The sequence below is a fragment of the Stenotrophomonas sp. AC248 genome, from assembly GCF_979258185.1.
The window spans coordinates 1,297,048-1,322,712 of sequence record NZ_OZ409840.1 but is presented as its reverse complement, the minus strand read 5'-3'; the positions used below and the strand labels follow the sequence as shown (position 1 = coordinate 1,322,712).

The following is a 25,665-nucleotide window of genomic DNA, read 5'->3' as shown; positions in this document are numbered from 1 at the left end:
CGGGCTGGTCGCGAGCGTGAGGGCCCCGTAGCAGCCGGTAGGCCCCTGGCGCAAATGTCCCCCGGCCGCAGGGCGGCCTCCTCCTTTATTTTGCCCAGGAGCCTACCGGCTGCTACGGGGCTCGGCTTGCGGTAAGCAGGGGAAGCCAGGCTTTCTGGCCCTGTCGGTGGGTCGGGCGCTGGGGCCCCATGCCCTTGGAGGCGAAATAAAGGAGGAGGTGGCGGCCGCAGGCCGACGCCGGAGGACATTCGCCGGAAAGGGCATGGGGGCCCAGCGCCCGACCCGCCGACGGCCGCGCCTGGAAAGCGTCAAGGGGCGTTTCTGCTTGTCCCGCATATGGGCGAAAAACCAAAGAAAAGCCGCGCAGGGCGCGGCGATTTTTGCAGGGAGCGCACCGACCAACGGTCGGTACCTACCCGGCGCAGCGCGCGCAGAGGCCGTGCACTTCCAGGGTCTGCGCCTGCGGCTGGAAGCCCAGCTCCTTGGCGCGCTTTTCCAGCTGGCTCACGATCTCCTTGTCTTCCAGTTCCACCGCACTGTGGCAGCTGTTGCAGATCAGGAACGGCACCGAATGCTGTGCGCTGCTGGGATGGTGGCAGGCCACGAACGCGTTGACCGATTCGAGCTTGTGCACGAAACCGTTGGCCATCAGGAAATCCAGCGCGCGGTACACCGTGGGCGGGGCGTCGGCACCGACGCCCTTGCCGTTGCGCACCCACTCCAGCAGTTCGTAGGCCTTGACCGGCTTGCCGGCCTCGGCGATGAGGCGCAGCACGTTGGCGCGGATCGGCGTCAGGCGCAGCCCGCGTTCCGAGCACACGCGTTCCACCACCTTCACGAAGTCGGATGCGTCGTGGACGTGGTGGTGCGGGGCGGTACAAGCGGTTTTGGCAGGCATGCGCGGTCTCCTGTGGTCAGGCCGTCGGTACTTTAGTGAGTGCGACGTCGATGCGTTTCAAGGCCTCTTCACGCCCGGCCAGGAATACCGTCTGTGAAATGTCCGGGCTGACCTGGGTGCCGGTGATGGCCACGCGCAGCGGCTGGGCCACCTTCCCCATCCCGATCTCCAGCACCGTGGCCACCTCATGCAGCGCCACCGACACGCCCTCGGCGGTCCAGTCGGAAACCCCTGCCAACAGCTCGCGGGCCTTGCCCAGCGGCAGTTCCGCGCCCGGCTTGAAGTGCTTGGCCACGGCCGCCTCGTCGTACTCGGTCAGCGGCTGGTACCAGACCACCGCCTTCTCGGCCATCTCCTTCAGGGTCTGCACGCGGTCGCGCAGTGCCACCACCACGTCGGCCGGGGCCGGGCCGGCGGCCAGATCCAGGCCCAGCTTGTTCAGCTGGTAGACCAGGTGCGGGGCGATGCTGTCCGGCGTTTCGGTCTTCAGGAAGTGCTGGTTGACCCAGCCCAGCTTGGCCATGTCCAGGCGCGCGGCCTTGGAATTGCAGTTGGTCACGTCGAACAGGTCGATCAGCTCCTGGCGGCTGAACAGTTCCTGGTCACCGTGCGACCAGCCCAGCCGGGCCAGGTAGCTCAGCAGCGCATCGGGCAGGTAACCGGCGTCCTTGTACTGCATCACGTCGGCCGCGCCGGTGCGCTTGGACAGCTTGGCGCCCTGCTCGTCCAGGATCATCGGCATGTGGCCGAACTTCGGCACGGGCGCGCCGATGCCTTCGTACAGGTTGATCTGGCGCGGGGTGTTGTTGATGTGGTCATCGCCGCGGATCACTTCGCTGATGCGCATGTCCCAGTCGTCCACCACCACCGCGAAGTTGTAGGTGGGGAAGCCGTCCGGGCGGAAGATGACCATGTCGTCCAGCTCGCTGTTGGCGATCTCGATGCGGCCCTTGATCAGGTCGTCGAACACCACCGTGCCCTCGAGCGGGTTCTTGAAGCGGATGACGCGGTTGGGGTCGTCCTTGTACGGCAGGCCCAGGTCGCGCGCGGCGCCGTTGTAGCGCGGCTTTTCCTGCTTCGCCATCGCCGCTTCGCGCATCGCGTCGAGCTCTTCGCGGGTTTCGTAGGCGTAATAGGCCTTGCCGTCGGCGACCAGCTGCTCGGCCACTTCCAGGTACCGGGCCACGCGCTGGGTCTGGTAGATCGGACCTTCGTCGTAGCCCAGGCCCAGCCAGTCCATTGCCTCCAGGATCGCGTCGATCGCGCCCTGGGTACTGCGCTCGCGGTCGGTGTCTTCGATGCGCAGCACGAATTCGCCGCCACGGTGACGGGCCACCAGCCAGCAGTACAGCGCGGTGCGGGCGCCACCGATGTGCAGGTAGCCGGTGGGACTGGGGGCGAAGCGGGTGCGGCAGGTCATGGAAGGCTCGGGGAACGGGAATCCCCCGATTTTACCATTACCCCCGGGAGGGCACGGAGGCGGCGGGCGCCCCCTCCGTCCGGCCTCCTTACGGCTACGGCTGCGGCGCGGGCTTGCGCGGGAAGGACTGCTCGCGCATGGCCGCGTGGTAGGCGAAGGACGCCACGATGGCGGCGGCCTGCTTCAGGTCTTCCGGTTCGGCGTGGTCCCAGGTATCGAGGTGGCTGTGGTGGACGTTGGTGAAGTAGTCCAGCCGGTCCTGGATGAACTGGAAGCCCGGCAGGCCGATGCGGTCGAAGCTGATGTGGTCGGTGCTGCCGGTGTTGCGGGTGGCCACGGTGGTGGCACCCACGTCATGGAAGGGGGCCAGCCAGGCCTCGAAGATCGGCACGGCCGCCATGTTCTCCTGCGCGTAGATCCCGCGGAAGCGGCCCGAACCGTTGTCCATGTTGAAGTAGACCTGGAACTTGCTGTAATCGCGGGTCTTCTGCAGGGCACCGGTCGGTTCGCGCAACGAGGCCGGCAGCGCCTTCTGCGCCGCATCGGCAGGCTCGGGGAAGCCACCGAAGTGCTTGGCCACATAGGCCTGCGAGCCGATCAGCCCTTGTTCTTCACCACTCCACAGGGCCACCCGGATGGTGCGCTTCGGCTTGGCGCCAGCGGCCTTGAGGATGCGCATGGCCTCCATCATCACCGCCACGCCGGCGGCGTTGTCGGCGGCGCCGGTGCCGCTGTGCCACGAATCCAGGTGCGCGCCGATCATCACCACTTCATCGGGCCGGCTGCTGCCGCGGATCTCGGCCAGCGTGTTGTAGCCCGGCTGGTCGGTCTGGTCAGTGAAGCGCGCCGCGACATCCACGCGCAGGCGCGCGGTCTGCTTGGCCTCCAGCGCACGCGCCAGCGGATTGAAATGCTCGGCGATCATCGCCAGCTCGGGAATGCCGGCCGATTCACCCGCCTTGCGCGAGCCACCGCCGGCAACACGGATGATGCCGTTGTCCCAGCCGCTGATGCTGATTGAGGCCAGTGCGCCTTCGTCGACAAAGAAGGCGTTGACCTTGGCCGCCAGCGCCTGCTTCTCCTGGTACTCCTTGACCCGCTTGGCGCGGTCGGCCGCCACGTCCTTGTCCTTGGGCAGGGTGAATTCCTGCAGGCCCTCCAGCGAGGTTGCGTCATGCCGGTGCGAATCGGCGTCGGTGCCCCGCTTGTACTCGCGCGCCTCGCCCAGCAACAGGATCTTCCCGCGCAGTTTGCCGCGGTACTTCTCGATGTCGTCGGGCTTCTTGATGTCCACCTGCACCAGCTCGCCCTCGACCGGGCCCTGGGTACCCGGCGTCCAGGCCTTGGGCAGCGCATGCAGTGGCTGCACGCGATCGCCCAGCATTTCCACGCTGGCCGAGGTGAATTCCCAGCCACGGCCGAAGGCATCGAAGGCTTCGTCGTGGACGTTGTCCAGCTTCCAGTCGTTGAACCGGCCGCGCGTCCAGGCATTGGCGCGCCCCATCGCCGGCGAGTTGGTCAGGCGCGGCCCGATGCGTTCGGTGAGGTAGCTGAAGGTGTCCATCACCTGGGACTGGTGGAAGGCCTGCTGGCGGATCTTCCCCACCATGTCCAGGTCCACCGTTTCGCGCTGCTGCGCCATTGCATTGCCACCCATCGCCAGCGCTACAGCCAGCACGCCCCACTTCAGCCCGCTCCACTTCAACACGCCCCACCCCGGCCCTTCGGCACTGCTCGTCAAGCCATCGAGTCTAGCCAGCGCGAGCGCCTGGCCCCCGTCCCATCGGTCATGTGCGCACGCATGGATGTGTCCGGCGGGCGCTGCTCAGCCGGTCCAGCCCAGCCACAGTTGAGCGCTGCCCGGCACCAGCAACAGCCAGTGCCGGCGGTCAACGCTGCTGCAGCCATACACCGCCGCGTGCGCCGGCCAGTCCATGGGCAGCCCGGCGATGCCGATCTCGGCCAGCGCCGCATTGCCGGCCTTCCATGGCCGGTAACGCGGCACCTTTCCGGCCAGGGCACCGCGGCCCTGGCGTGCGCCGGACAACCAGTCCAGGCCTTGCTGCTGCACCCCTTCGCAGGTCCGCGCCGCGAGCTTGAAGCGCACCAGGCCGGGGGCGATGCGCGCCCCCGGCAAGGCCGCCAGCACGCTGCTGGCCTGCAGCAGCGCGTCCACTTCCAGCAGTTCCGGAATGCCCTGCCACGCGCGTTGCCGCAACCCGTTGCGCCAGCTCATGTGCCTCTCCTTACTTCAGGCTCGCGCCGACTTCGTACCAGTCGATCCGGCGGGTGATCCACATGGCGCTGGCCAGCACGCCGAACAGCAGCAGCGAGCCCATCAGCAACGCGTTGTTCTCCGAGATCAACAGGCCGTACAGCGCGCCGTACAGCACCGTGAGCATGCCGGCAAAGCCCAGGCCGCGCGTCCAGCTCTTCAACACCCCCGACAGATACACCGCCTGCACCCCGATGCAGGCCACCGCCGACACCAGATAGGCCAGCCAGAACGGAATGTGCTCGGACAGGCTGAGCAGCAGCAGGAAGAAGATCGCCAGGGCCAGGCCCACCATCAGGTACTGCAGTGGATGGATGCGCAGGCGCTTGATCAGCTCGAACAGGATGAAGCCGACGAAGGTGAGCAGGATGAAGAGGATGCCGTACTTGCTGGCCCGATCGGCCTGGGTGTAGATGTCCACCGGGTTGACCAGTTCCACGCTGACCGTTTCCGGGTCCAGGTCCTTGCTGTCGCGCAGCTGGCGCTGTGCTTCGGAGGCCAGCGAGGAGACGGCCCACTGGGCGTCGAACCCGGTGTCGGTGACGGTGCGCTGGTTGGGCAGGAAGCTGCCGCCGAACAGCGGGTGCGGCCACGGCGAGCGGATCGCGATGCGGCTGTCGTCACCCACCGGCACCACCGCCAGCGAACGCGTGCCGTCGAGCACCATGTCCAACTGCAGGCGGCTGCCCTTGAGCATGCCGCCGATGCTGTCGTCGAAGTCGCGCAGCGGCACGTGCAGACCCTTGCCAAGCCCGTTGACCTCGCCAATGCCCGGCTGCAGCGTCAACGCCTGGCCATCGACCTGCAGCGTGGGCGAACCGACCAGGCCACGCAGGTCGGCGATGCCGACGGCCAGGTAGGGGGTGCCATACACGCGCCCGGCCTTGATCGGGTAATCATCGTCGGCGAACTCGGCGGTGATCTTCGCCTTCCAGCTGTATACCGGCACCCGGAACAGGCCGACGCGGCGTTCGTCGGGCTGCATCTGCCCGTCCACCCGCAGCGTGGCCGGCATCTGCAGCCAGTAGCTGTGCTCGGTCTGGATTTCCTTCTTCTTGTTGCCGGCCGCGTCGACCACCTCGACCTCGCGGGTATCGGTCCACGGCACCACGCGCACCGGGCCGGTCAGGGTCTGCGCGCCGGCGCGGCTCTGCGACACGCGCAGGTAGGCTTCGTCGCGGTACGCCTCGCGCTCCTTGATCACGCCCTTGATCATCATCAACGGGATCAGCAGCAACAGGATCAGCCCGCCGACAATGGCGAACCGCAACAGCATCTTCAGGGATTTCATGGCCCGTCCTCGGTTGGGAGGGGGCCAGCTTCGGGCGCGGTGGTGTGCGGGGTTTGTGCTGAGTTTGAAGTCTGTGTGAAGTGCCCGCGGCGACTGGGCTCAGCGCCGGATCGGCGCGCCCGGGTCGCGCTCTGGCAGCCACAGCGAGGCCAGCGCACCGCCGCCTTCGCGGTTGCGCAGCTGCACCCGCCCACCATGCAGGCGCGCCACTTCCTGCACGAACGACAGCCCCAGCCCGGAGCTGCGCAGGCCGGTAGCGGGCCGCGCCAGCGAATAGAAGCGCTCGAACACGCGGTCCAGCGCATAGTCGGGCACGCCGCTGCCGCGGTCGGCCACGCGCAGCACCACGCCGTCGCCCTCGCGCGCGGCGCTCAGCTGCAGCCGGCTGTCGGCACTGGAAAACGCCAGCGCGTTCTCCAGCAGGTTGTTCAAGGCTTGCCGCAACAAATAACCGTCGCCCTGGATGACCAGGCCATCGGGGACCTCCACGTCGATCGCCACCGCGGCCGCCTGCGCGCGCACTGCCACCGCGCTGGCAGCGGCCTGCAGCAACGGGGCGAGCGCGATGCGTTCGCGCTTCTGCAGCCAGCCGTGCTGTTCCACTTCGGCCAGCGCCAGCAGCTTGTCGATGGTTTCGGTGAGGCGCTGCTCCTGGCCCTGGATGCTGCGCGCGAAATGCACGCGGTCGGCATCGGGCAACGGTTCCTGCAGCAGCTCGGCCGCACCGCGGATCGCGGCCAGCGGGCTCTTCATTTCGTGGGTCAGCGACTGCACGTACTGCTCCACGTAGGCCTTGCCCTCCAGCTTGCGGCGCATGGTTTCCAGCGCTTGGCCAAGGTCGCCGATCTCATCGCGGCGCGGCTTCGGCGGCGGCACCGGTTCGCCGGCGCTGACCGCCTTGGCGTAGCGGTTAAGCCGGTTCACGCCATGCATCAACCACGCCGTCATCAACAGCCCGATCAGCGCCGACAAGCCGATCAACCACGCGCCCCGCCGCATGATGGCGCGCTGGCTGGCGGCAATGAACGGGTCGATGCTGCGGTTGGGCTGGGCCAGGCTGAGCACGCCGATCAGGCGCGTGGCATCGGCCGGGTCATGGATCGGCGCGGCCACGTGCATCACCGAATGGGTGTCGTCGCCGGGCGTTTCCGGGCTGGAGCGGGCGCCGTATTCGCCGCGCAGGGTGCGGTAGACATCGTTCCAGCGCGAGTTGTCGCGGCCGATGCCCTGCCCGGTGGAGTCGTACACCACGATGCCCTTGGCGTCGGTGATGGTCACCCGGTAATCCAGCGTGCGCTTGGGAAAACGCCACACCATCGCCTTGGGGTCGCGGCGCTGCGCGCGCGCCAGGCTGGCCACGAACGCACCGTTGCGGATGCGCCCGGCCTTGAGGTCGGCAGCGGCCATCTCGGCCAACACGTTGGCAGCGTCGACCAGAGTCGACTCCATCGCCTGGCGCACGCCCGGTTTGACCTCGTTGACGAAGATGCGCATCACGAAGAACGCGGCGATGCCCACGATCAGGAAGAACCCCAGGAACAGCTTCAGGCCCAGCCGCATGGCTCAGACCTCCAGCGCGTAGCCGAGCCCGCGATGGGTGCGGATCGGGTCGGGGTCAGCCCCTGCGGCACGCAGCTTGGCCCGCAGCGTCTTGACGTGGGTATCCACGGTGCGGTCGGCGCTGTCGGCGTCGGTGTCCCAGCCACGGTCCATCAGCTGGGCGCGGCTCAGGATGGACCCCGGGCGCTGCAGCAGCGCGGCCATCAGTGCGTACTCGTAGCGGGTCAGCTCCAGCGGTTGCTCGGCGAAGCGGATGCGACGGCCCTCGCGGTCGATCGCGAAGCGGCCGTGCTGCTGCCAGCCGGCCTGCTCGGCCGGGGCGCTGCTGCTGCGGCGCAGCCGCGCACGCACCCGGGCCACCAGCTCGCGCGGCGAGAAAGGCTTGGCCATGTAATCGTCCGCGCCCAGTTCCAGGCCCAGTACGCGGTCGAACTCGTCGTTGCGCGCGGTCAGGAAGATCACCGGCACCTCGCTGAAGGTGCGCAGGCTGCGACACACATCAAACCCGCTCATGTCCGGCAGCCCCACATCCAGCACCACCACGTCGAAGGCCTGCTGGCGCAGGGCCTCCAGCGCGCCACCGCCCAGCAGGCAGTGCTGGGCGCCGTAGCCCTCGCTGCGCAGGGCATACAGGACGGTGTCGGCGATGGCGGTTTCGTCTTCGACGACCAGGACGTTGTGCAGGGGGCGGTTCATGCGCGCAGCATAGCCGCTGGGCCCGCCGCCCCGTACACTGCGCCGATGAATTACCGCCACGCCTTCCATGCCGGCAACCATGCCGATGTGCTCAAGCACATCGTGCAGCTTGCCCTGCTCGACACCTTCAAGCGCAAGGACAGCCCGTTCTTCGTGCTGGACACCCACGGCGGCGCTGGCCGCTACCTGCTGGCCAGCGAGGAAAGCCGCAAGACCCTGGAGGCCGAGGACGGGGTGATGCGCCTGATGGCCCAGCCCACGCTGCCGGCGGTGGTCGAGCGCTACCTGAAGGCCGTCCAGGCCGACAACCCGGTCGGGGCCATGATCAGCTACCCGGGCTCGCCACTGCTGACCGCCCGCGCCCTGCGCGAGCAGGACCGCATGGCGGTCTGCGAGGTGCAGGACGACGAGGCCGCCTCGCTGAAGGCGCTGTTCGCCCATGACAGCCGGGTCGGCGTTTACCACGCCGACGGCTACGCGCAGAACCGTGCCCTGCTGCCGCCCAAGGCCAACGGTGTGAAGATCGGCCGCGGGCTGGTCCTGATCGACCCGCCCTACGAGGGCCAGGACGCCGAATACCAGGCCATCCTGGCCTCGGTGAGCGAGATCCTCGGCCGCTGGCCACAGGCCACCTTCGCGATCTGGTTCCCGATCAAGCAGCGCCGCACCATCCTGCATTTCCTGCGCAAGGCCTGTGCGCTGCCGGTGAAGTCGGTGCTGACCGCCGAACTGCTGATCCGGCCGGACGACTCGCCGCTGCGGCTCAATGGCAGCGGCATGCTGCTGCTCAACCCGCCTTGGCAGTTCGACCAGGTGCTGGCCCCGGCCATGCCGGCGCTGAAGCAGTTCCTGGGCGAGGCCGGCGCCAGCACCCGGCTGCAGTGGCTCAAGCAGGCCGAATGAGCGTCCTTGCGCGCCCCTGAACGGCGTGAGCGTTCCGTTCACGGAACCGGCGCCCCGGGATGCGAGAATCCAAAGACCACCTAGGAATCACCGGTATGGCTACCCGTAACCGCATGCCGCCCTGGCACGAGATTTTCAAGGCACCCAGTGGCCACGAGCTGCTGATCCGCCCGATCCGCCCCGAAGACGGGGCGCCGCTGCATGCGGCCTTCAGCCTGTTCGGGCCCGAAGAGATCCGCGACCGCTTCCTGCAATCGGTGACCGAGCTGTCGCCGGAAACCACCCAGCGCCTGACCCACCCCAATCCGAAGAGCGAAATCACCCTGGTGGCGGCCGAGTCGCTGCCCGCCGGTGAAGCCGTGGTCGGCGCGGTGGCACGGGCTTCGATCATCCAAGGCACCCGCGAGGCCGAGTACGCCATCCTGGTCAGCCGCTTCCTGGTGGGCCAGGGGTTGGGCCGGCAGCTGATGCGCAAGCTGGTCAAGTGGGCGCGCGGCAAGTACCTGGATCGCCTGTACGGCGACGTGGCCGAAGAGAACGAGCCGATGAAGCAGTTGGCCGCTTCGCTGGGCTTCAAGCCGGTGCCGCACCCGCAGGGCACGCCCGGGTTGGTGCGCATGGTTTTAGAGCTCGATAGCTGAGGATGTGCCGGCCAACGGCCGGCACCTACCTTTTGTGCGCGTGCCGGCCAACGGTCGGCACCTGCCTTTTTGCGCGCGTGCCGGCCAACGGTCGGCACCTGCCTTTTTGCGCGCGTGCCGGCCAACGGTCGGCACCTGCCTTTTTGCGCGCGTGCCGGCCAACGGCCGGCACCTAGCGGGGCTTTGCCACCCGACACGCAACGGTGAGCGGGGCGGGCCGAGCGGCGACGAGCCGGGCTGACATGGCCGTGACTTCGGCGTCTGCTAAAATCGACGGTTCATGTCACGTCCCTCCTATCCCGCTCCGCCGCTGCCCCGTTCCGGCCAGCTCCGCGCCTGGTGGCGCGCTCCCGCTTCGGCCACGGCGTTGGCCTGGTACGTCGCCCGTGCCGCAGAGGTCCATGACGGGCCCCTGCTGGTCATCGCACGCGACAACCACGGGGCCAACCAGATCGAATCGGATCTGCGCACCCTGCTGGGCAGCGCGTCCGCGCTGCCGGTGGTCGCGTTCCCGGATTGGGAAACCCTGCCCTACGACGCCTTCAGCCCGCACCCGGACATCATCTCCCAGCGCCTGGCCGCGCTCCACCAGTTGCCCACGCTCACCCGTGGCATCGTGGTGGTGCCGGTGCAGACCCTGCTGCAGCGGCTGGCCCCGCGCAAGTACATCATCGGGGGCAGTTTCGACCTGAAGGTCGGCCAGCGCCTGGACCTGGATGCGGAGAAGCGACGCCTGGAAGCGGCGGCCTACCGCAACGTGCCGCAGGTGATGGACCCGGGCGATTTCGCCGTGCGCGGCGGGCTGCTCGACGTGTTCCCGATGGGCGCACAGACGCCGTTGCGCATCGAGCTGCTGGACGAGGACATCGATTCGATCCGCGCCTTCGACCCGGAGAGCCAGCGCTCGCTGGACAAGGTGGATGCGGTCCGCATGCTGCCCGGCCGCGAAGTGCCGCTGGACGACCTGGCCGTGTCGCGGGTGCTGGCCACCCTGCGCGAGCGCTTCGATGTGGATACCCGGCGCAGCGCGCTGTACCAGGATCTCAAGGCCGGGCTGGCCCCGGCCGGCGTGGAGTACTACCTGCCGCTGTTCTTCGACCAGACCGCGACCCTGTTGGACTACCTCCAGCCGAACGTGCTGCCGGTGGTCGGCGCCGGCGTGGGCGAAGCGGCCGCCGCCTTCTGGGCGCAGACCGGCAACCGCTACGAGCAGCGCCGGCATGACGTGGAGCGCCCGTTGCTGGCGCCGCAGGAGCTGTACCTCAGCCCGGAAACATTGAACTCCACCCTCAATGCCCTGCCCCGCATCGAGATCTGGAACGCCGACCACGCGCGCATCGACGACGCGCAGCCGCTGGGCGACCAGCCGTTGCCGCCGCTGCCGGTGGCCGCGCGCGATGCGCCGGCCGGCGAAGCACTGAAGTCCTTCATAGGCCACTACCCGGGTCGGGTGCTGATTGCCGCCGATTCGCCGGGGCGCCGCGAAGCGCTGCTGGAAGTGCTGCAGGCAGCCGAGCTGAAGCCGCCGGTGGTGGTCGACCTGCCGGCGTTCCTGGCCGACGCCAGCAACCGCTTTGCGATCACCGTGGCGCCGCTGGAAGACGGTTTCGCGCTGGACACGCCGCAGATCGCGGTGCTGACCGAGCGCCAGCTGTTCCCCGAGCGCGCCGGCACCACCCGCCGCAGCCGCCGCGTGGGGCGCGAGCCGGAAGCGATCATCCGCGACCTCGGCGAGCTCACCGAAGGCGCGCCGATCGTCCATGAAGACCACGGTGTGGGCCGCTACCGCGGCCTGATCGTGCTCGACGCCGGCGGCATGCCGGGCGAATTCCTGGAGATCGAATACGCCAAGGGCGACCGCCTGTACGTGCCGGTCGCGCAGCTGCACCTGATCAGTCGCTACTCCGGCGCATCGGCCGAAACCGCGCCGCTGCATTCGCTGGGCGGCGAGCAGTGGAGCAAGGCCAAGCGCCGTGCGGCCGAAAAGGTCCGCGACGTGGCCGCCGAACTGCTGGAAATCCAGGCCCGCCGGCGCGCCCGTGCGGGGTTGGCGCTGCACGTGGACCGCTCGATGTACGAGCCGTTCGCGGCCGGATTCCCGTTCGAGGAAACCCCCGACCAGCTGGCCGCCATCGACGCCACCCTGCGCGACCTGGCCAGCAGCCAGCCGATGGACCGCGTGGTCTGCGGCGACGTCGGCTTCGGCAAGACCGAAGTGGCCGTGCGCGCCGCGTTCGCCGCCGCCAGTGCCGGCAAGCAGGTGGCCGTGCTGGTGCCGACCACGCTGCTGGCCGAGCAGCACTACCGCAACTTCCGCGACCGTTTCGCCGACTGGCCGCTGCGCGTGGAAGTGCTGTCGCGCTTCAAGACCACCAAGGAAATCAAGGCCGAGCTGGAGAAGGTCGCCGCCGGCACCATCGACGTCATCATCGGTACCCATCGCCTGCTGCAGCCGGACGTGAAGTTCAAGGACCTGGGCCTGGTGGTGGTGGACGAGGAGCAGCGTTTCGGCGTGCGCCAGAAGGAAGCGTTGAAGGCGATGCGCGCCAACGTGCACCTGCTCACCCTCACCGCCACCCCGATCCCGCGCACCTTGAACATGGCCATGGCCGGGCTGCGCGACCTGTCGATCATCGCCACCCCGCCGCCGAACCGGCTGGCGGTGCAGACCTTCATCACTGCCTGGGACAACGCGCTGCTGCGCGAAGCCTTCCAGCGCGAACTGGCCCGCGGTGGCCAGCTGTACTTCCTGCACAACGACGTGGAAAGCATCGGCCGCATGCAGCGCGACCTGGCCGAACTGGTGCCCGAGGCCCGCATCGGCATCGCCCACGGGCAGATGCCCGAGCGCGAGCTGGAACGGGTGATGCTGGACTTCCAGAAGCAGCGCTACAACGTGCTGCTGTCGACCACGATCATCGAATCGGGCATCGACATCCCCAACGCCAACACCATCATCATCAACCGCGCCGACCGCTTCGGCCTGGCCCAGCTGCACCAGCTGCGCGGCCGCGTGGGGCGCTCGCACCACCGCGCCTATGCCTACCTGGTGGTGCCGGACAAGCGCGCGATGACCCCCGACGCGCAGAAGCGCCTGGATGCGATCGCGTCGATGGACGAGCTGGGCGCCGGCTTCACCCTGGCCACCCATGACCTGGAAATCCGCGGTGCCGGCGAACTGCTCGGCGAAGACCAGAGCGGCCAGATGGCCGAGGTGGGCTTCAGCCTGTACACCGAACTGCTGGAACGGGCGGTGCGCAGCATCCGCCTGGGCAAGCTGCCCGACCTGGATGCCGGCGAGGAAGTGCGCGGTGCCGAGGTCGAACTGCATGTGCCGGCGCTGATCCCCGACGACTACCTGCCCGACGTACATACCCGCCTGACCCTGTACAAGCGCATCAGCAGCGCGCGCGACACCGATGAACTGCGCGAACTGCAGGTGGAGATGATCGACCGCTTCGGCCTGCTTCCCGACCCGGCCAAGCACCTGTTCGCCATCGCCGAACTGAAGCTGCAGGCCAACGTGCTGGGCGTGCGCAAGCTGGAACTGGGCGAAAATGGCGGGCGCATCGTGTTCGAGGCCAAGCCGGCGATCGACCCGATGGCGGTCATCCAGATGATCCAGAAGCAGCCCAAGCTGTACACCATGGACGGCCCGGACAAACTGCGCATCAAGCACCCGTTGCCGTTGCCCGAAGACCGTTTCAGCGCGGCCAAGGCCCTGTTGTTGACCCTGTCGCCACGCTGATCCCTGTTTCCCCTGTGACCCTCCGCTTCTGCGGGCCGGAGGGTTTTTTCCCTGTTATCTGCCCGCGACAAGGAGAGTTGCTTTGAAACGATTCCGTACCCTGCTGCTGGCTGCCAGCCTCGGCCTGTTGAGCGCCTGCGGTGGCAGTGGCAGTGGCATGAGCGCCAGCGAATACCTCACCGAGAACGTCGCCTTCTGGAACGGCGCTGCCAGCACCGTGCAGGAGTGGACCGTCGGCAACAAGAGCGAGCCGCTGCAGAAGGCGCTGGCCACCGGTGAGGGCCTGGACACGCTCAAGCCCGGCCTGGAACGCGCCCGCACCGAGATGCAGCAGTACCTGACCCGCATCGACCAGATGCCGCCGGACGAGGATGCCAAGGACGTGCACCAGAAGCTGCGCGCCTACGTGCAGAGCGCCGAGGAAATGTTCGGCATCCTGGTGGAAATGGCCGCGCTGCCGGCCGACAAGACCAAGGAACAGGTCATGCCGCTGGCCGAGAAGCTGCAGACCGTCGGCAACCGTATCGATACGGAAATGCAGGCCCTGGACGCGGCGCAGGATGCGTACGCCAAGAAGCACGGCATCCAGCTGCAGAGGCATTGATTCCGCCGCTCCCGGTCGCTTCGGCGACCGGGAGCGTGGCAGTATTTCCCCGTGACCGATTACTCCCCACACGACGCCCCCGCCGCATTGGCCTGCTCCATCGACGCGCTGTCGGTGTCGCTGCAGCTGCGCGATGCCTACACCCGCCACCACTGCGACCGCGTCGGCCTGCTGGCCCGCTCGCTGGCCCGGCACTGCAGCCTGGACCCTGCCCAGTGCGACCAGATCGAACTGGCCGCCTGCTTCCATGACATCGGCAAGATCGGCATTCCCGACGACGTCCTGCTCAACCCCGGGCGGCATGACCACGCCGAGCAGGCGATCATGCGCCAACACCCCGAACACGGCGAACGCATTTTCCTGGCCACCGGGCGCGCCGACGCCGCCGACGTGGCCCGCCTGATCCGCGCCCATCACGAAGCCTTCGACGGCAGCGGCTATCCCGACGGCCTGCGCGGCGAGAGCATTCCGCTGGGCGCACGCATCCTCACCATCGTCGACGCCTGGGACGCGATGACCAGCGACCGTCCCTACCGCGGCGCCATGGAGCGCGGCCGGGTCATGCGCATCCTGGACGATGCGTCCGGTGGCATGATCGACGCGTACCTGCTGGATGCCTTCCAGGACCTGCTGCGGCGCGAACCGGCGCTGGCGTAAGGCCCGAACGCAAGGTCCATGAGCCCAACGTATAGAAGCGGTCCTGCCCCACAGTGGTAGGGTCGGATCCCGATCGACCGCACGCCACCATTCAACACGCGACGAACGCATGACCTGAGAACGGTGAAGGCGCTTTCCCATTCAAGGTCCATGCGCCAAAGCGTGTTGACCCGCTCACGGAAGTTGATTGGGATCCAACCCTACCTCCGCGTGCCACGGCAACGCGGGCGGAGAACACTCTCGATCTCCGTTCCAATGCCGCGCACCACCGAGCGCCTGCCCGACCGAGGTAGGGTCGGATCCCAATCGACCGCAGACCATCATTCAACGCGCGACGAACGCATGACCCATGAACGGTGAAGGCGCTTTCCCGTTCAAGCTCCATGCGCCAAAGCACGTTGACCCGCTCACGGCGGTTGATTGGGATCCAACCCTACCTCCGCGTGCCACGGCAACGCGAGCGGAGAACACTCTCGATCTCCGTTCCAATGCCGCGCGTCACCGAGCGCCTGCCCGACCGAGGTAGGGTCGGATCCCGATCGACCGCAGACCATCATTCAACGCGCGACGAACGCATGAGCTGTGAACGGTGAAGGCGTTTTCCCGTTCAAGCTCCATGCGCCAAAGCACGTTGACCCGCTCACGGCGGTTGATTGGGATCCAACCCTACCTCCGCGTGCCACGGCAACGTGAGCGGAGAACACTCTCGATCTCCGTTCCAATGCCGCGCGTCACCGAGCGCCTGCCCGACCGAGGTAGGGTCGGATCCCGATCGACCGCAGACCATCATTCAACGCGCGACGAACGCATGAGCTGTGAACGGTGAAGGCGCTTTCCCGTTCAGAGTCCATGCGCCAAAGCGTGTTGACCCGCTCACGGCAGTTGATTGGGATCCAACCCTACCTCCGTGTGCCACGGCGACGCTCGCGGAGAACACCCTCGAACGCCGTTCCAATGCCGCTCGTCACCGAGCGCCCGCCCGATCGAGGTAGGGTCGGATACCGATCGACCGCAGACCATCATTCAACGCGCGACGAACGCATGACCTGAGAACGGTGAAGGCGCTTTCCCGTTCAGAGTCCATGCGCCAAAGCGTGTTGACCCGCTCACGGCAGTTGATTGGGATCCAACCCTACCTCCGCGTGCCACGGCGACGCGGGCGGAGAACGCTCTCGATCTCCGTTCCAATGCCGCGCGCCACCGAGCGCCTGCCCGATCGAGGTAGGGTCGGATCCCGATCGACCGCACACCACCATTCAACACGCGACGAACGCATGACCTGTGAACGGTGAGGGCGCTTTCCCGTTCAAGGTCCATGCGCCAAAGCGTGTTGACCCGCTCACGGCGGTTGATTGGGATCCAACCCTACCTCCGCGTGCCACGGCAACGCGGGCGGAGAACACTCTCGTTCTCCGTTCCGATGCCGCGCGTCACCGAGCGCCTGCCCGACCGAGGTAGGGTCGGATCCCAATCGACCGCAGACCATCATTCAACACGCGACGAACGCATGAGCTGAGAACGGTGAAGGCGCTTTCCGGTTCAAGGTCCATGCGCCAGAGCATGTTGACCCGCTCACGGCAGTTGATTGGGATCCAACCCTACCTCCGCGTGCCACGGCGACGCGCACGGATCGCCAGGCATGGCCAACCGCCTCGCAGCGATGCTCCAACAAAAAACCCGGCTTGCGCCGGGTTCTTTGTTTCACTCAACCGCGTGCGATCACCAGATCACAACACGCTTGTCATCGGCACGCACCATCGCATCGCCCGCCTTGCACTCGAACGCCTTGGCATAAGCCGGCATGTTGGACGGTGCGCCGTTGGCGCGGAAGTTGGCCGGGGCGTGCGGGTCGGTGTTCAGACGCACGCGCAGCTCGCCTTCGTTGAAGTTGCGGCGCCACACGGTGGCCCAGTTCATGAAGAAGCGCTGGTCCTGGCTGTGACCGTCCACGGCCACGTTGGCCTTCGGGTCTTCCTTCAACGCCATCTGCAGCGCGTCGTAGGCCACGGTCAGGCCGCCCAGGTCGCCGATGTTCTCGCCCAGGGTCAGCTTGCCCTTCACGTTCACGCCCGGCAGCGATTCATAGCCGTCGAACTGCGCCACCAGCTGGTCGGTGCGGCCGGTGAAGGCCTTGCGGTCGCTGTCGGTCCACCAGTTGTCAAAGTTGCCGTTGGCGGCGAACTGGCTGCCCGAGTCATCGTAGCCGTGCATCATTTCATGGCCGATCACCGCGCCGATGCCGCCGTAGTTCAGCGCCGGATCCGCCTTGGCATCGAAGAACGGCGCCTGCAGGATGGCGGCCGGGAACACGATCTCGTTCTTGGTGGCGTTGTAGTAGGCGTTGACGGTCTGCGGGGTCATGCCCCACTCGGTCTTGTCCACCGGCTTGCCGATCTTGTTCAGCATGTAGCGGTAGTTGAACGCGCGCGCGGCCTGCATGTTGCCCAGGTAGCTGTCGGCGTTGGTTTCATAGCCCGACCAGTCGCGCCACTTGTCCGGGTAGCCGATTTTCGGGGTGAAGCTGGCCCACTTCTCCAGCGCCTTCTTGCGGGTGTCCTCGCCCATCCACCCCAGCTTCTCCAGGCGCGCCTTCAGCGCCACCGAGAGGTTCTCCACCAGGTGCTGCATCTGCACCTTGGAGTCGGCCGGGAACACCGCGTTGACGTACAGCTGGCCGAGGCCTTCGCCGATCGCGCCATTCACCGATTCCAGCACACGCTTCCAGCGCGGCTGCATTTCCTTCTGGCCACGCAGGGTGGTGCTGTAGAAGTCGAAGTTGGCCTTCTCGAACGCGCTGCTCAGGTACGGCGAGGCATCATCGATGGTGTGGAAGCGCAGGTAGGCCTGCCAGGTGCTGGCCGGCACGTCGGCGAGCATCTTGTCCACTTCGGTGAAGAAACCCGGCTGGGCCAGCGAGAACTTCTGCGCGGCCGGCACCTTCAGGGTGTCAAACAGCGCGGTCCAGCTGAAGTTCGGAGTCAGTTTGTCGGCTTCGGCGGCGCTGACCGGGTTGTAGCGCTTGGCCGGATCGCGCAGTTCGATGCGCGACAGCGAGGCCTTGGCCAGGCGGGTTTCGAAGTCCAGCACGGCCTTGGCCTCGGTCTTGGCCTGCGCGGCATCCACGCCGGACAGGGTCAGCGCCTGCGCGATGTAAGCCACGTACGCGTCGCGGATCTTGGCCTGCGCATCATCGACGTAGTAGCCCTTCTCCGGCAGGCCCAGCCCGCCCTGGCCCACGTAGGCGATGACGTTGGCCGAATCCTTGTAGTCGGCATTGGCCGACAGCGAGAACAGCACGCCCTGGCCCTGCGCCTGGCTGTCGCGCAGGTACTGGGTGATGGCGGCGGTGTCGTTCAGCGCGGCGATCTTGTCCAGCTGCGGCTGCAGCGGGGTGATGCCGGCCGCTTCGATCTTGGCCTCGTCCGAGCCGGTGCTCCAGATGTCACCGATCTTGGCTTCCACCGAACCGGCCTTGGGCTTGCTGGCGGCGGCCTGCTGGACCAGCGCGTGCTGCACTTCCAGCGAACGCTCGCGCAGGATCTCGAAGCTGCCCCAGGTGGTCTGGTCGTTGGGCACCGGGTTGGCAGTGAGCCACTTGCTGTTGACGAAGCCGTTGAGGTCCGTGCAGGCGGCGATCGACGGGTCCAGGTCGGCGCTGTTGAGCGAGATCAGCGCGGTCTTGATCTGCGACTGATCAAACGCCGGCGTGGCCGCATCGGCGGTGGCGGCAGGCGCGGTATCGGTCTTGCCGCAGGACGCCAGCGACGCGGCGATGGCAACGGTCAGGCCCAGCGGGACCAGCTTGGAAAACTTCATTCGTCTCTCCGGCTACAGATGGATGCATTGCCCGGCGGGCGGGCAATCAGGCAGCGTAGCGCGGGAGCGGCGGCGGGGGACCGGCCAAAGGTCACACCATCACACGCCGGTAGAGCCACCCCATGGGTGGCTGCGTGAACCGTGCATCGCGTGCAGCCACCCATGGGGTGGCTCTACCCGCAGGGGTAAAGAAAAGGCCGGCTTGCGCCGGCCTTTCGTTGTTATTTCGCCTTGCCCTGGTTGGCCACCGCTTCGGCGGCCTTGCGGGCGGCCTCCGGGTCGCCCAGGTAGCGGAACGACTGCACCGTCAGGTCGTCGTTGAGCTCGAACAGCAATGGAATGCCGGTCGGGATGTTGAGCTCCAGGATGGCTTCCTGCGAGACGTTGTTGAGGTACTTGTACAGCGCGCGCAGCGAATTGCCGTGCGCGGTCACCAGCACCGTCTTGCCGTCCTTCAGCTGCGGGGCGATCGCATCGAACCAGTACGGCAGCACGCGGTCCAGCGTGGTGGCCAGCGATTCGGTGCCCGGCAGCGCGTTGCGGTCCAGGCCGGCGTAGCGGCGGTCGTGGATCGGATGGCCCGGGTCTTCGACGTCCATCGCCGGCGGCGGAATGTCGTAGGAGCGGCGCCAGATCTTGACTTGGTCCTCGCCGTGCTTGGCCGCGGTCTCGGCCTTGTCCAGGCCCTGCAGCCCGCCGTAATGGCGTTCGTTCAAGCGCCAGCTCTTGCTCACCGGCAGCCAGTCCTGGTCCAGCTCGGCCAGTGCACCCTGCAGGGTGTGGATGGCGCGCTTGAGCACCGAGGTATGCGCCACATCGAACTGCAGCCCTTCTTCGCGCATCAGGCGGCCGGCGGCGGCGGCCTCGCGGCGGCCCTGTTCGGTGAGTTCCACGTCCACCCAACCGGTGAAGCGGTTGTCCAGGTTCCACTGGCTCTGGCCGTGGCGCAACAGTACGAGTTTCCGGGTCACTGCAGTATCTCCGACAGATGGCAAGGCAGACCCGCATTGTAGCGGCAAGCCTGCCCTGCCCCGCACCCGGCAGCCGGGCGGGCCGGTTCAGGGATGTGGATGACCGTGGTGGCCCTGCGCGTCGGTGCCGGTGCGACCGCTTTCGGTGGCAGCATGCGTGTGATCGGCATGGGCATGGGCGTGGTCGCCGTGGTCATGGCCGGCATGCGCATCGCCCGCCTTGGGGCTGCCCACGCTGCAACTGTCGCCGCAATGATCGGCTTCGATCTGCAGGGTGACATGCTCGATCTCGAACCGGTCATGCAGCGTGGTGGTCAGCGCGCGTCGCAGCGCATCGGCCTCCACGCCGTCGGCCATCACCACGTGCGCGGTCAATGCCGGTGTGCTGGATGCCAGCGCCCATACGTGCAGATCGTGCACATCGACCACGCCGTCCTGCGCGCACAACGCCGCGCGCACGGCCGCGATGTCGGTGCCCTTGGGCACGCCTTCAAGCAGCACGTTGATGGCCTCGCGCATCAGCACCCACGTCCGCGGAAGCACCCACAGACCGATCAGCACCGCCAGGATCGGATCGATCGGTTTCCAGCCGGTCCAGCGGATCAGCAGCGCGCCGATGATCACCGCAACCGACCCGAGCATGTCGGCCCAGACTTCCAGGTAGGCGCCCTTCACGTTGAGGCTTTCGCCGCTGCCCGCACGCAGCAGGCGCATCGAGATCAGGTTGATGACCAGACCAAACGCGGCGATCACCAGCATGCCGGTGGAGGCGATCTCCTGCGGCTGGCGGAACCGTTCGATGGCTTCCCAGAGGATGTAGCCGGCCACCACGAACAGCATGCCGCCGTTGAACATCGCGCCCAGCGCTTCCAGCCGCGCGTAGCCATAGGTGCGCTTGGCATCCGGCGGGCGGCGACTGAGCCGCACCGCCACCAGTGCGATCATCAACGCCAGCGTATCGGTGGCCATGTGCGCCGCGTCGGACAGCAGCGCCAGGCTGTTGGTCCAGAACGCGCCGGCCACTTCCACCAGCAGGAAGGTGGTGGTCAGGCCCAGCGCCCACCACAAGGGTTTTTCGTGGCGGATTTCGCTGGGCAGGTGATCGTGGTCGTGACCCATGAAGGTGTCTCCGTTGCAATGCGCGCAGAGTAAGCAGGCAATGCGGCGGAGACTATTACACTTGGGCTCGCGTTCATTCTGTAACTTCATTACAGCCACGCGCGGCCGTTAACCTTCGACGGCCTGTGTGGCGGGAAGAGCAACCATCGTGGATATCGTTCCAAACCTGGATGAGGCCAGCCGGCCACTGGCCGATGCATGGCAGCAGACGCTGCAGGCCACCCGCCCCGAGGCGGCCGCACTGCTGGCCGATCTGGCAGCCCACTCGCCGCCTGACCTGGCCCATCACTTCTATGACGTACTGCTGGAGGACCCGCGCGCCAGCCGCTTCCTGTCCCACGACCAGGTGCGGCTGCGGCTGAAGCCGGCCATGCAGCGCTGGCTGACCCAGCTGCTGACGGCCACGCCCGCCAGCGTCGCCGCACTGGTGGCTGCGCAACGGGTGATCGGCGACGTGCATGCGCGCGTCGGCATTCCGGTGGACCTGGTCACGCGCGGCACGCGCGTGCTCAAGCAGCGCCTGTTCGAGCGGATCGTCGCCCAGGCACCGAACAGCCACGTGGCGTTCGACGCCATCAGTTGCCTGAGTGCCTCGGTGGACATCGCCCTGGAAGGCATGACCCTGGCTTACACGCACGCACGCGAGCGCTCCTCGCGCACCGATGCGGCGTACCGGCTGTTTTCGCTGGTGCAGAACGTCAGCACCGAACGCGAACGCCAACGGGCCCTGCTGCTGGATTGGGAAAACGCGCTGCTGTACGCCATCGCCAGCCAGGCCACCGACGCCGATACCGTCGATCTGGCGCACTCCGACTTCGGCCTGTGGTTCACCCACAAGGGCATTCCCAGTTTCGGCGAAAGCAGTGAGACCGCGCAGGTGGGCACACTGGTGGCCCAGGTGGACGCGCAGCTGCACGCCGCACTGGCCCATGCCGATGTGGCCGCACGCTTCGGCGCGCTGCAGGGCATCCGCGAGCAGCTGGCGCGCATCCGCACCCTGATGGGCATGCTGTTCGAGCGGATCGGCGAACTGGACGCAGGCAGCGATGCCCTGACCAACCTGCTCAATCGGCGCTTCCTGCCCACCGTGCTGCGCCGTGAGATCGAACTGGCCACCTCGGCCAGCACCCCCTTCTCGGTCCTGCTGCTGGACCTGGACCATTTCAAGGCGATCAACGATGCGCACGGGCACGACGGCGGCGATCGCGCCCTGCAGCACGTGGCCGCGCTGCTCGGGCAGCTGACGCGTGGCAGCGACTACCTGTTCCGCTATGGCGGCGAGGAGTTCGTGGTGGTGCTGGTGGCGGCCACCGCGGCACAGGCCGAGGTGATCGCCGAGAACCTGCGCCGGCAGATTGCACAGGCCCCGGCACAGCTGGCCGATGGCACCGCACTGGCATTGACCGCCAGCATCGGCGTGGCGGCGCACGATGGTCACCCGGACTATGAGCGCTTGATGGCGCGCGCCGATGCAGCGATGTACCAGGCCAAGAAGCGCGGCCGCAACCGCGTGGTGCTGGCCGACGATACGTTGCCGGAAGCGCCGGGCCGTCAGGCCCTGCAGCGCGGCTGAGTCACCCGCCAACCGCCTGTTCCTGCACATCCATCGGTACCAACGGCGCATGCCCACCGCATGCGCCGCCGAGTAGGATCATCCGGTGCGCCTGCGCACGCCTTTTTCTGCCTGGACGTCGCCGATGCCTGCCTGCCGTTCCCTGCGCGCGATGCACGCGCTGCTTCCCTGCCTGCTGTTGCTGGCCACGTCCACAACCAGCGCGCGCGAGGTGGCCGCACCGGCCGAGCACGTCGATGCAGACGGCCCGTACGTGTTCGTTACCGCCAAGGGCCACGAGGCAGAGTGGATCTGCAACGACCACATCGTGCGCCGTACGCTGAACGCCCGCGGCGATACCACCCAGGTGCTGCCCGAGTGTGGCTACCCGCATCCGGTGACCGTGCTGCCGCCGCGCACTGCCGAGGTGGCGCAGTATCCGGCCACGCCCCGCATCGTCGCGGTGTCGGACATCCACGGCCAGTACGACCTGCTGGTCAGGCTGCTGCGCGCCCACCACGTGATCGACGCGCACGACCAGTGGTCGCTGGGCGGTGCCACCCTGGTGGTGGCCGGGGACGTCTTCGACCGCGGCCCACAGGTGACCGAGGCGTTCTGGCTGCTGTACAACCTGCAGCAGCAGGCGCGCGCGGCCGGCGGCGCGGTGCACTTCGTGCTGGGCAACCACGAAACGATGGTGCTTTACGACGACCTGCGCTACGTGAACCCGAAGTACCTCCGGAGCGCGCAGCTGCTGGGCCGCAGCTACCCGGCGCTGTACGGGCCGGATTCGGTGATCGGGCAGTGGCTGCGCACCCGCCCGGTGCTGCTGAAGATCGGCGACACGTTGTTCCTGCACGGTGGCATAGCACCGGAGAACCTGGACCTGGTGCGCGGCATGGACGCCACCAACGCCACCTACCAGGCCGCCGTGGGGCTGCCGCGCGATCAGGTCAAGGCAGCGCCTGACACGGCGCGCCTGTTCGACGGCAAGACCAGCCCGATCTGGTACCGCGGCTACTTCGACGGGCAACTTGACACCGCCCAGGTCGATGCGCTGCTCACCCAGCTGGACCTCAAGCGCATCGTGGTCGGGCACACCTCGATGCCGCACGTGAGCAGTTTCCACGGCGACCGCATCATCGCCATCGACAGCAGCATCAAGAATGGCGAGAACGGCGAACTGCTGTTCATCGAGGACGGGGTGCTCAGCCGCGGCCTGCTCGACGGCAGCCGGGTGCCGCTGGCCGAGGGGACGATGGGGCTGGAGGACTGAGCCCCGGCGTTCCGGCTCAGCCCTGCTGCGGCAGTGGCTGAGCGTTGACGGCAGCGGCCTTGGCGCGCACCGGTCGACTCGGGAAGGCATGCCGCACGATGCGCCACATCACCTGGCCGAACTGCTTCGGCAACGAGCCGGTGTTGTAGTGCTGGCCGTAGCGTGCGCAGATCGCCTTCACGTCCACCGCGATGGCTGCATAGCGGTTGGCCGGGATGTCCGGGAAGAAGTGGTGTTCGATCTGGTGGCTGAGGTTGCCCGACATGACATTCATCAGCTTGCCACCGGTCAGGTTGGACGAGCCGCGCAGCTGGCGCAGGTACCAGTGGCCACGGCTTTCGTCGCGCACGCATTCCTTGGGGAAGGTCTCGGCGTCGGCGGTGAAGTGGCCGCAGAAGATGATCACGTAGGTCCACACATTGCGGATCAGGTTGGCCACCACGTTGCCCAGCAGCACCGGCAGGAAGAACGGGCCGGCCAGCGCGGGGAACAGCAGGTAGTCCTTGAACATCTGCTTGCCCATCTTGCGGCCCACCGGGCGCGCCTGCGCCAGCAGCTGGCGGAAGGTGATCTTGCCGGCGAACCAGCGGCCCAGGCGCAGGTCCTGGATGGCGATGCCCCATTCGAACAGCAGTGCGAACACGACCGCCACCACCGGCTGGGTCAGGTAAAACGGGCGCCAGCGCTGTTCGGGGAAGATGCGCAGCAGGCCGTAGCCGATGTCATCGTCCAGCCCGCGCACGTTGGTGTAGGTGTGGTGGCGGAAGTTGTGGGTCTTGCGCCAGTTGTCGGCGGTGCCGACGATGTCCCATTCGTAGGTACTGCCCTGCAGCTGCGGGTCGCCCATCCAGTCGTACTGGCCGTGGATGACGTTGTGCGCCAGCTCCATGTTTTCCAGGATCTTGGACAGCGCCAGCAGCACCACGCCGGCGATCCACGCCGGGATCAGCACGCTGTGCACGAAGGCACCCAGGAACAGGAGCGCGCGGCCGGCCACGCCGGTCCAGCGCACGCCGGCCACCACGCGGCGGATGTAACGCGCGTCGGCGGCCCCCAGCGTGGCCAGCTGGCGCGCACGCAGCGCATCGAGTTCATTGCCGAACGCATCCAGTTCGGTAGGCGACAGCACGCGGTTGTGCACGGAAGACATGCTCAGAGCTCCAGGATCAGGTCGGTGCTGGCGCTGTTGACGCACAGCTTCACTTGCGTGGCCGGTTCATCAGCGTAGTCGCCGGTCAGGGTGTGCCGGGTGACGCCGGACGCCTTGCCGCACACGCAGGTATTGCAGATGCCCATGCGGCAGCCGCTGGCCGGGCGCAGGCCTTCGGCTTCCAGCGCCTGCAGCAGCGAGGTGCCGCGCGGCAGGGTCAGGGTGCGGCCACTGCGGCGCAGTTCGACCTGCACCGTGCCGGTTTCCGCGTCGGGCAGCAGCGGCGGGGTGAACGCTTCGAACTGCAGCGCGGCCACGCTGCCCTGCAGGCGTGCGCGGGCAGCATCAACGAAGCCACCCGGGCCGCACACCAGCACCTGGGCCGCACGGAGGTCGCCCAGTGCATCGAACGCGTAGGCATCCACGCGCGGCGACGCGGCGTGTGGGTCGCGGGTCAGTGCCAGGTGCACGCGCAGGTTCGGGTGACGCGCGGCCAGTGCCGCCAGTTCGTCGGCAAAGCACAGTTCCTCGCGGCGGCGGGCCCAGTACACCAGGTCCACCGTGCCGGGCATGCCGGCGGCATCCAGCTGGCGCAGCAGCGCACGCATCGGGGTGATCCCGCTGCCGGCGGCCAACAGCAGCAGGCGCTGGGCCTGGCGCGGGTCCACGGTCATCTCGCCGAAGGCCTGGCCCAGTTCGAACGCCTCGCCGATCACGGCATGGTGGGCCAGGTGCTGGCTGACCTTGCCACCCTCGATCGCCTTGACGGTGATCGCCAGGGTGCCATCGGCCAGCCGCGTGGGGCTGTAGCTGCGCGACAGGCGACGGCCATCCACGTCCACCCCAAGGGTGACGTGCTGGCCCGGCTGCATCCCACGGAAATGCCGGTTCGGGCGCAGCACCAGGGTGACCGCATCGGCACTGGCCTGCTCGCGCGCCACCAGCCGCGCCCGCGCCCGGCGCAGGGTCCACAACGGGTGCAGGCGCCCGGCCCAGAAGTCGAACAGCTCCTCGGACACCCAATGACGGGGCGAGATCGGGTTGCGGCGGCGGATCGGGGGGCGGGGTTGGGCGCTCATGGGGTCACT

General features: G+C 67.6%; 19 protein-coding genes. 7 read left to right on the top strand and 12 right to left on the bottom strand.

Features of this window, described 5'->3' with window-relative positions; all coding sequences use genetic code 11:
• Positions 1-412 precede the first annotated feature (412 nt).
• From ACZ0AE_RS06060 to creB, 7 genes are all read right to left on the bottom strand, one after another.
• Positions 413-898: a Fur family transcriptional regulator gene (locus tag ACZ0AE_RS06060; protein ID WP_137188956.1), complete on the bottom strand. Its 486-nt coding sequence runs from the start codon at positions 896-898 to the stop codon at positions 413-415.
• A gap of 16 nt (positions 899-914) precedes the next feature.
• Positions 915-2,318 (bottom strand): glutamate--tRNA ligase, encoded by a 1,404-nt coding sequence (gene gltX / locus ACZ0AE_RS06055; RefSeq protein WP_463600631.1) that lies wholly within the window; start codon positions 2,316-2,318, stop codon positions 915-917.
• 94 nt (positions 2,319-2,412) lie between these two features.
• On the bottom strand, positions 2,413-3,975 hold the full coding sequence (locus ACZ0AE_RS06050) for a M28 family metallopeptidase (protein ID WP_463602067.1): 1,563 nt from the start codon (positions 3,973-3,975) through the stop codon (positions 2,413-2,415).
• A gap of 168 nt (positions 3,976-4,143) precedes the next feature.
• Positions 4,144-4,554: a hypothetical protein gene (locus tag ACZ0AE_RS06045; RefSeq protein ID WP_038689558.1), complete on the bottom strand. Its 411-nt coding sequence runs from the start codon at positions 4,552-4,554 to the stop codon at positions 4,144-4,146.
• 10 nt (positions 4,555-4,564) lie between these two features.
• Entirely contained in the window at positions 4,565-5,884 is a 1,320-nt protein-coding gene (creD, locus tag ACZ0AE_RS06040) for a cell envelope integrity protein CreD (protein WP_159496236.1), read from the bottom strand.
• Positions 5,885-5,983: 99 nt separating this feature from the next.
• On the bottom strand, positions 5,984-7,444 hold the full coding sequence (gene creC / locus ACZ0AE_RS06035) for a two-component system sensor histidine kinase CreC (RefSeq protein ID WP_447592614.1): 1,461 nt from the start codon (positions 7,442-7,444) through the stop codon (positions 5,984-5,986).
• 3 nt (positions 7,445-7,447) lie between these two features.
• Positions 7,448-8,140, bottom strand: coding sequence for a two-component system response regulator CreB (creB, locus tag ACZ0AE_RS06030; RefSeq protein WP_463600630.1), 693 nt, complete (start codon positions 8,138-8,140; stop codon positions 7,448-7,450).
• 45 nt (positions 8,141-8,185) lie between these two features.
• Here creB and ACZ0AE_RS06025 point away from each other — a divergent pair, with 45 nt between their 5' ends.
• From ACZ0AE_RS06025 to ACZ0AE_RS06005, 5 genes are all read left to right on the top strand, one after another.
• The gene (locus tag ACZ0AE_RS06025; RefSeq protein WP_137188950.1) at positions 8,186-9,043 is read left to right on the top strand and encodes a 23S rRNA (adenine(2030)-N(6))-methyltransferase RlmJ; all 858 of its coding nucleotides are present in this window, start codon (positions 8,186-8,188) and stop codon (positions 9,041-9,043) included.
• A 95-nt stretch (positions 9,044-9,138) separates the two neighbouring features.
• A complete protein-coding gene (locus tag ACZ0AE_RS06020) occupies positions 9,139-9,684 on the top strand; it encodes a GNAT family N-acetyltransferase (protein ID WP_038689569.1) in 546 nt (181 codons plus the stop codon).
• Between the two features lie 280 nt (positions 9,685-9,964).
• Positions 9,965-13,432, top strand: coding sequence for a transcription-repair coupling factor (gene mfd / locus ACZ0AE_RS06015; RefSeq protein WP_038689570.1), 3,468 nt, complete (start codon positions 9,965-9,967; stop codon positions 13,430-13,432).
• Between the two features lie 82 nt (positions 13,433-13,514).
• Complete coding sequence (locus ACZ0AE_RS06010) at positions 13,515-14,036, top strand: kinetochore Spc7 family protein (protein WP_038689572.1); 522 nt, start codon at positions 13,515-13,517, stop codon at positions 14,034-14,036.
• Between the two features lie 51 nt (positions 14,037-14,087).
• Positions 14,088-14,693 carry an HD-GYP domain-containing protein gene (locus ACZ0AE_RS06005; RefSeq protein WP_463600629.1) on the top strand — a complete coding sequence of 202 codons (606 nt, stop codon included), beginning with the start codon at positions 14,088-14,090 and terminating at the stop codon, positions 14,691-14,693.
• Between the two features lie 1,719 nt (positions 14,694-16,412).
• On the opposite strand, the gene ACZ0AE_RS06000 is transcribed toward ACZ0AE_RS06005, so the two are convergent.
• The 3 genes from ACZ0AE_RS06000 to ACZ0AE_RS05990 all read right to left on the bottom strand — a co-directional run bounded on the left by ACZ0AE_RS06000 (position 16,413) and on the right by ACZ0AE_RS05990 (position 20,599).
• The gene (locus ACZ0AE_RS06000; RefSeq protein ID WP_463600628.1) at positions 16,413-18,509 is read right to left on the bottom strand and encodes a M13 family metallopeptidase; all 2,097 of its coding nucleotides are present in this window, start codon (positions 18,507-18,509) and stop codon (positions 16,413-16,415) included.
• A gap of 221 nt (positions 18,510-18,730) precedes the next feature.
• Entirely contained in the window at positions 18,731-19,480 is a 750-nt protein-coding gene (gene gpmA / locus ACZ0AE_RS05995; protein WP_354287303.1) for a 2,3-diphosphoglycerate-dependent phosphoglycerate mutase, read from the bottom strand.
• Positions 19,481-19,567: 87 nt separating this feature from the next.
• Entirely contained in the window at positions 19,568-20,599 is a 1,032-nt protein-coding gene (locus ACZ0AE_RS05990) for a cation diffusion facilitator family transporter (protein WP_463600627.1), read from the bottom strand.
• A gap of 148 nt (positions 20,600-20,747) precedes the next feature.
• Between ACZ0AE_RS05990 and ACZ0AE_RS05985 the strand changes: the two genes are divergently transcribed.
• Positions 20,748-22,172, top strand: coding sequence for a GGDEF domain-containing protein (locus ACZ0AE_RS05985; RefSeq protein ID WP_463600626.1), 1,425 nt, complete (start codon positions 20,748-20,750; stop codon positions 22,170-22,172).
• A 124-nt stretch (positions 22,173-22,296) separates the two neighbouring features.
• Complete coding sequence (locus ACZ0AE_RS05980; protein WP_463600625.1) at positions 22,297-23,427, top strand: metallophosphoesterase; 1,131 nt, start codon at positions 22,297-22,299, stop codon at positions 23,425-23,427.
• 16 nt (positions 23,428-23,443) lie between these two features.
• Here ACZ0AE_RS05980 and ACZ0AE_RS05975 read toward each other — a convergent pair whose 3' ends face one another.
• Positions 23,444-24,577, bottom strand: coding sequence for a fatty acid desaturase family protein (locus ACZ0AE_RS05975; RefSeq protein WP_038689586.1), 1,134 nt, complete (start codon positions 24,575-24,577; stop codon positions 23,444-23,446).
• Positions 24,578-24,579: 2 nt separating this feature from the next.
• Positions 24,580-25,656: a ferredoxin reductase gene (locus tag ACZ0AE_RS05970; protein WP_463600624.1), complete on the bottom strand. Its 1,077-nt coding sequence runs from the start codon at positions 25,654-25,656 to the stop codon at positions 24,580-24,582.
• Positions 25,657-25,665: the final 9 nt, after the last annotated feature.

Coding starts and splice junctions, on each gene's coding strand:
- ACZ0AE_RS06060 (WP_137188956.1), bottom strand. CDS start 898: ATGCCTGCCAAAACCGCTTGTACCGCCCCGCACCACCACGTCCACGAC.
- gltX (WP_463600631.1), bottom strand. CDS start 2,318: ATGACCTGCCGCACCCGCTTCGCCCCCAGTCCCACCGGCTACCTGCAC.
- ACZ0AE_RS06050 (WP_463602067.1), bottom strand. CDS start 3,975: ATGGGTGGCAATGCAATGGCGCAGCAGCGCGAAACGGTGGACCTGGAC.
- ACZ0AE_RS06045 (WP_038689558.1), bottom strand. CDS start 4,554: ATGAGCTGGCGCAACGGGTTGCGGCAACGCGCGTGGCAGGGCATTCCG.
- creD (WP_159496236.1), bottom strand. CDS start 5,884: ATGAAATCCCTGAAGATGCTGTTGCGGTTCGCCATTGTCGGCGGGCTG.
- creC (WP_447592614.1), bottom strand. CDS start 7,444: ATGCGGCTGGGCCTGAAGCTGTTCCTGGGGTTCTTCCTGATCGTGGGC.
- creB (WP_463600630.1), bottom strand. CDS start 8,140: ATGAACCGCCCCCTGCACAACGTCCTGGTCGTCGAAGACGAAACCGCC.
- ACZ0AE_RS06025 (WP_137188950.1), top strand. CDS start 8,186: ATGAATTACCGCCACGCCTTCCATGCCGGCAACCATGCCGATGTGCTC.
- ACZ0AE_RS06020 (WP_038689569.1), top strand. CDS start 9,139: ATGGCTACCCGTAACCGCATGCCGCCCTGGCACGAGATTTTCAAGGCA.
- mfd (WP_038689570.1), top strand. CDS start 9,965: ATGTCACGTCCCTCCTATCCCGCTCCGCCGCTGCCCCGTTCCGGCCAG.
- ACZ0AE_RS06000 (WP_463600628.1), bottom strand. CDS start 18,509: ATGAAGTTTTCCAAGCTGGTCCCGCTGGGCCTGACCGTTGCCATCGCC.
- ACZ0AE_RS05990 (WP_463600627.1), bottom strand. CDS start 20,599: ATGGGTCACGACCACGATCACCTGCCCAGCGAAATCCGCCACGAAAAA.
- ACZ0AE_RS05980 (WP_463600625.1), top strand. CDS start 22,297: ATGCCTGCCTGCCGTTCCCTGCGCGCGATGCACGCGCTGCTTCCCTGC.
- ACZ0AE_RS05975 (WP_038689586.1), bottom strand. CDS start 24,577: ATGTCTTCCGTGCACAACCGCGTGCTGTCGCCTACCGAACTGGATGCG.
- ACZ0AE_RS05970 (WP_463600624.1), bottom strand. CDS start 25,656: ATGAGCGCCCAACCCCGCCCCCCGATCCGCCGCCGCAACCCGATCTCG.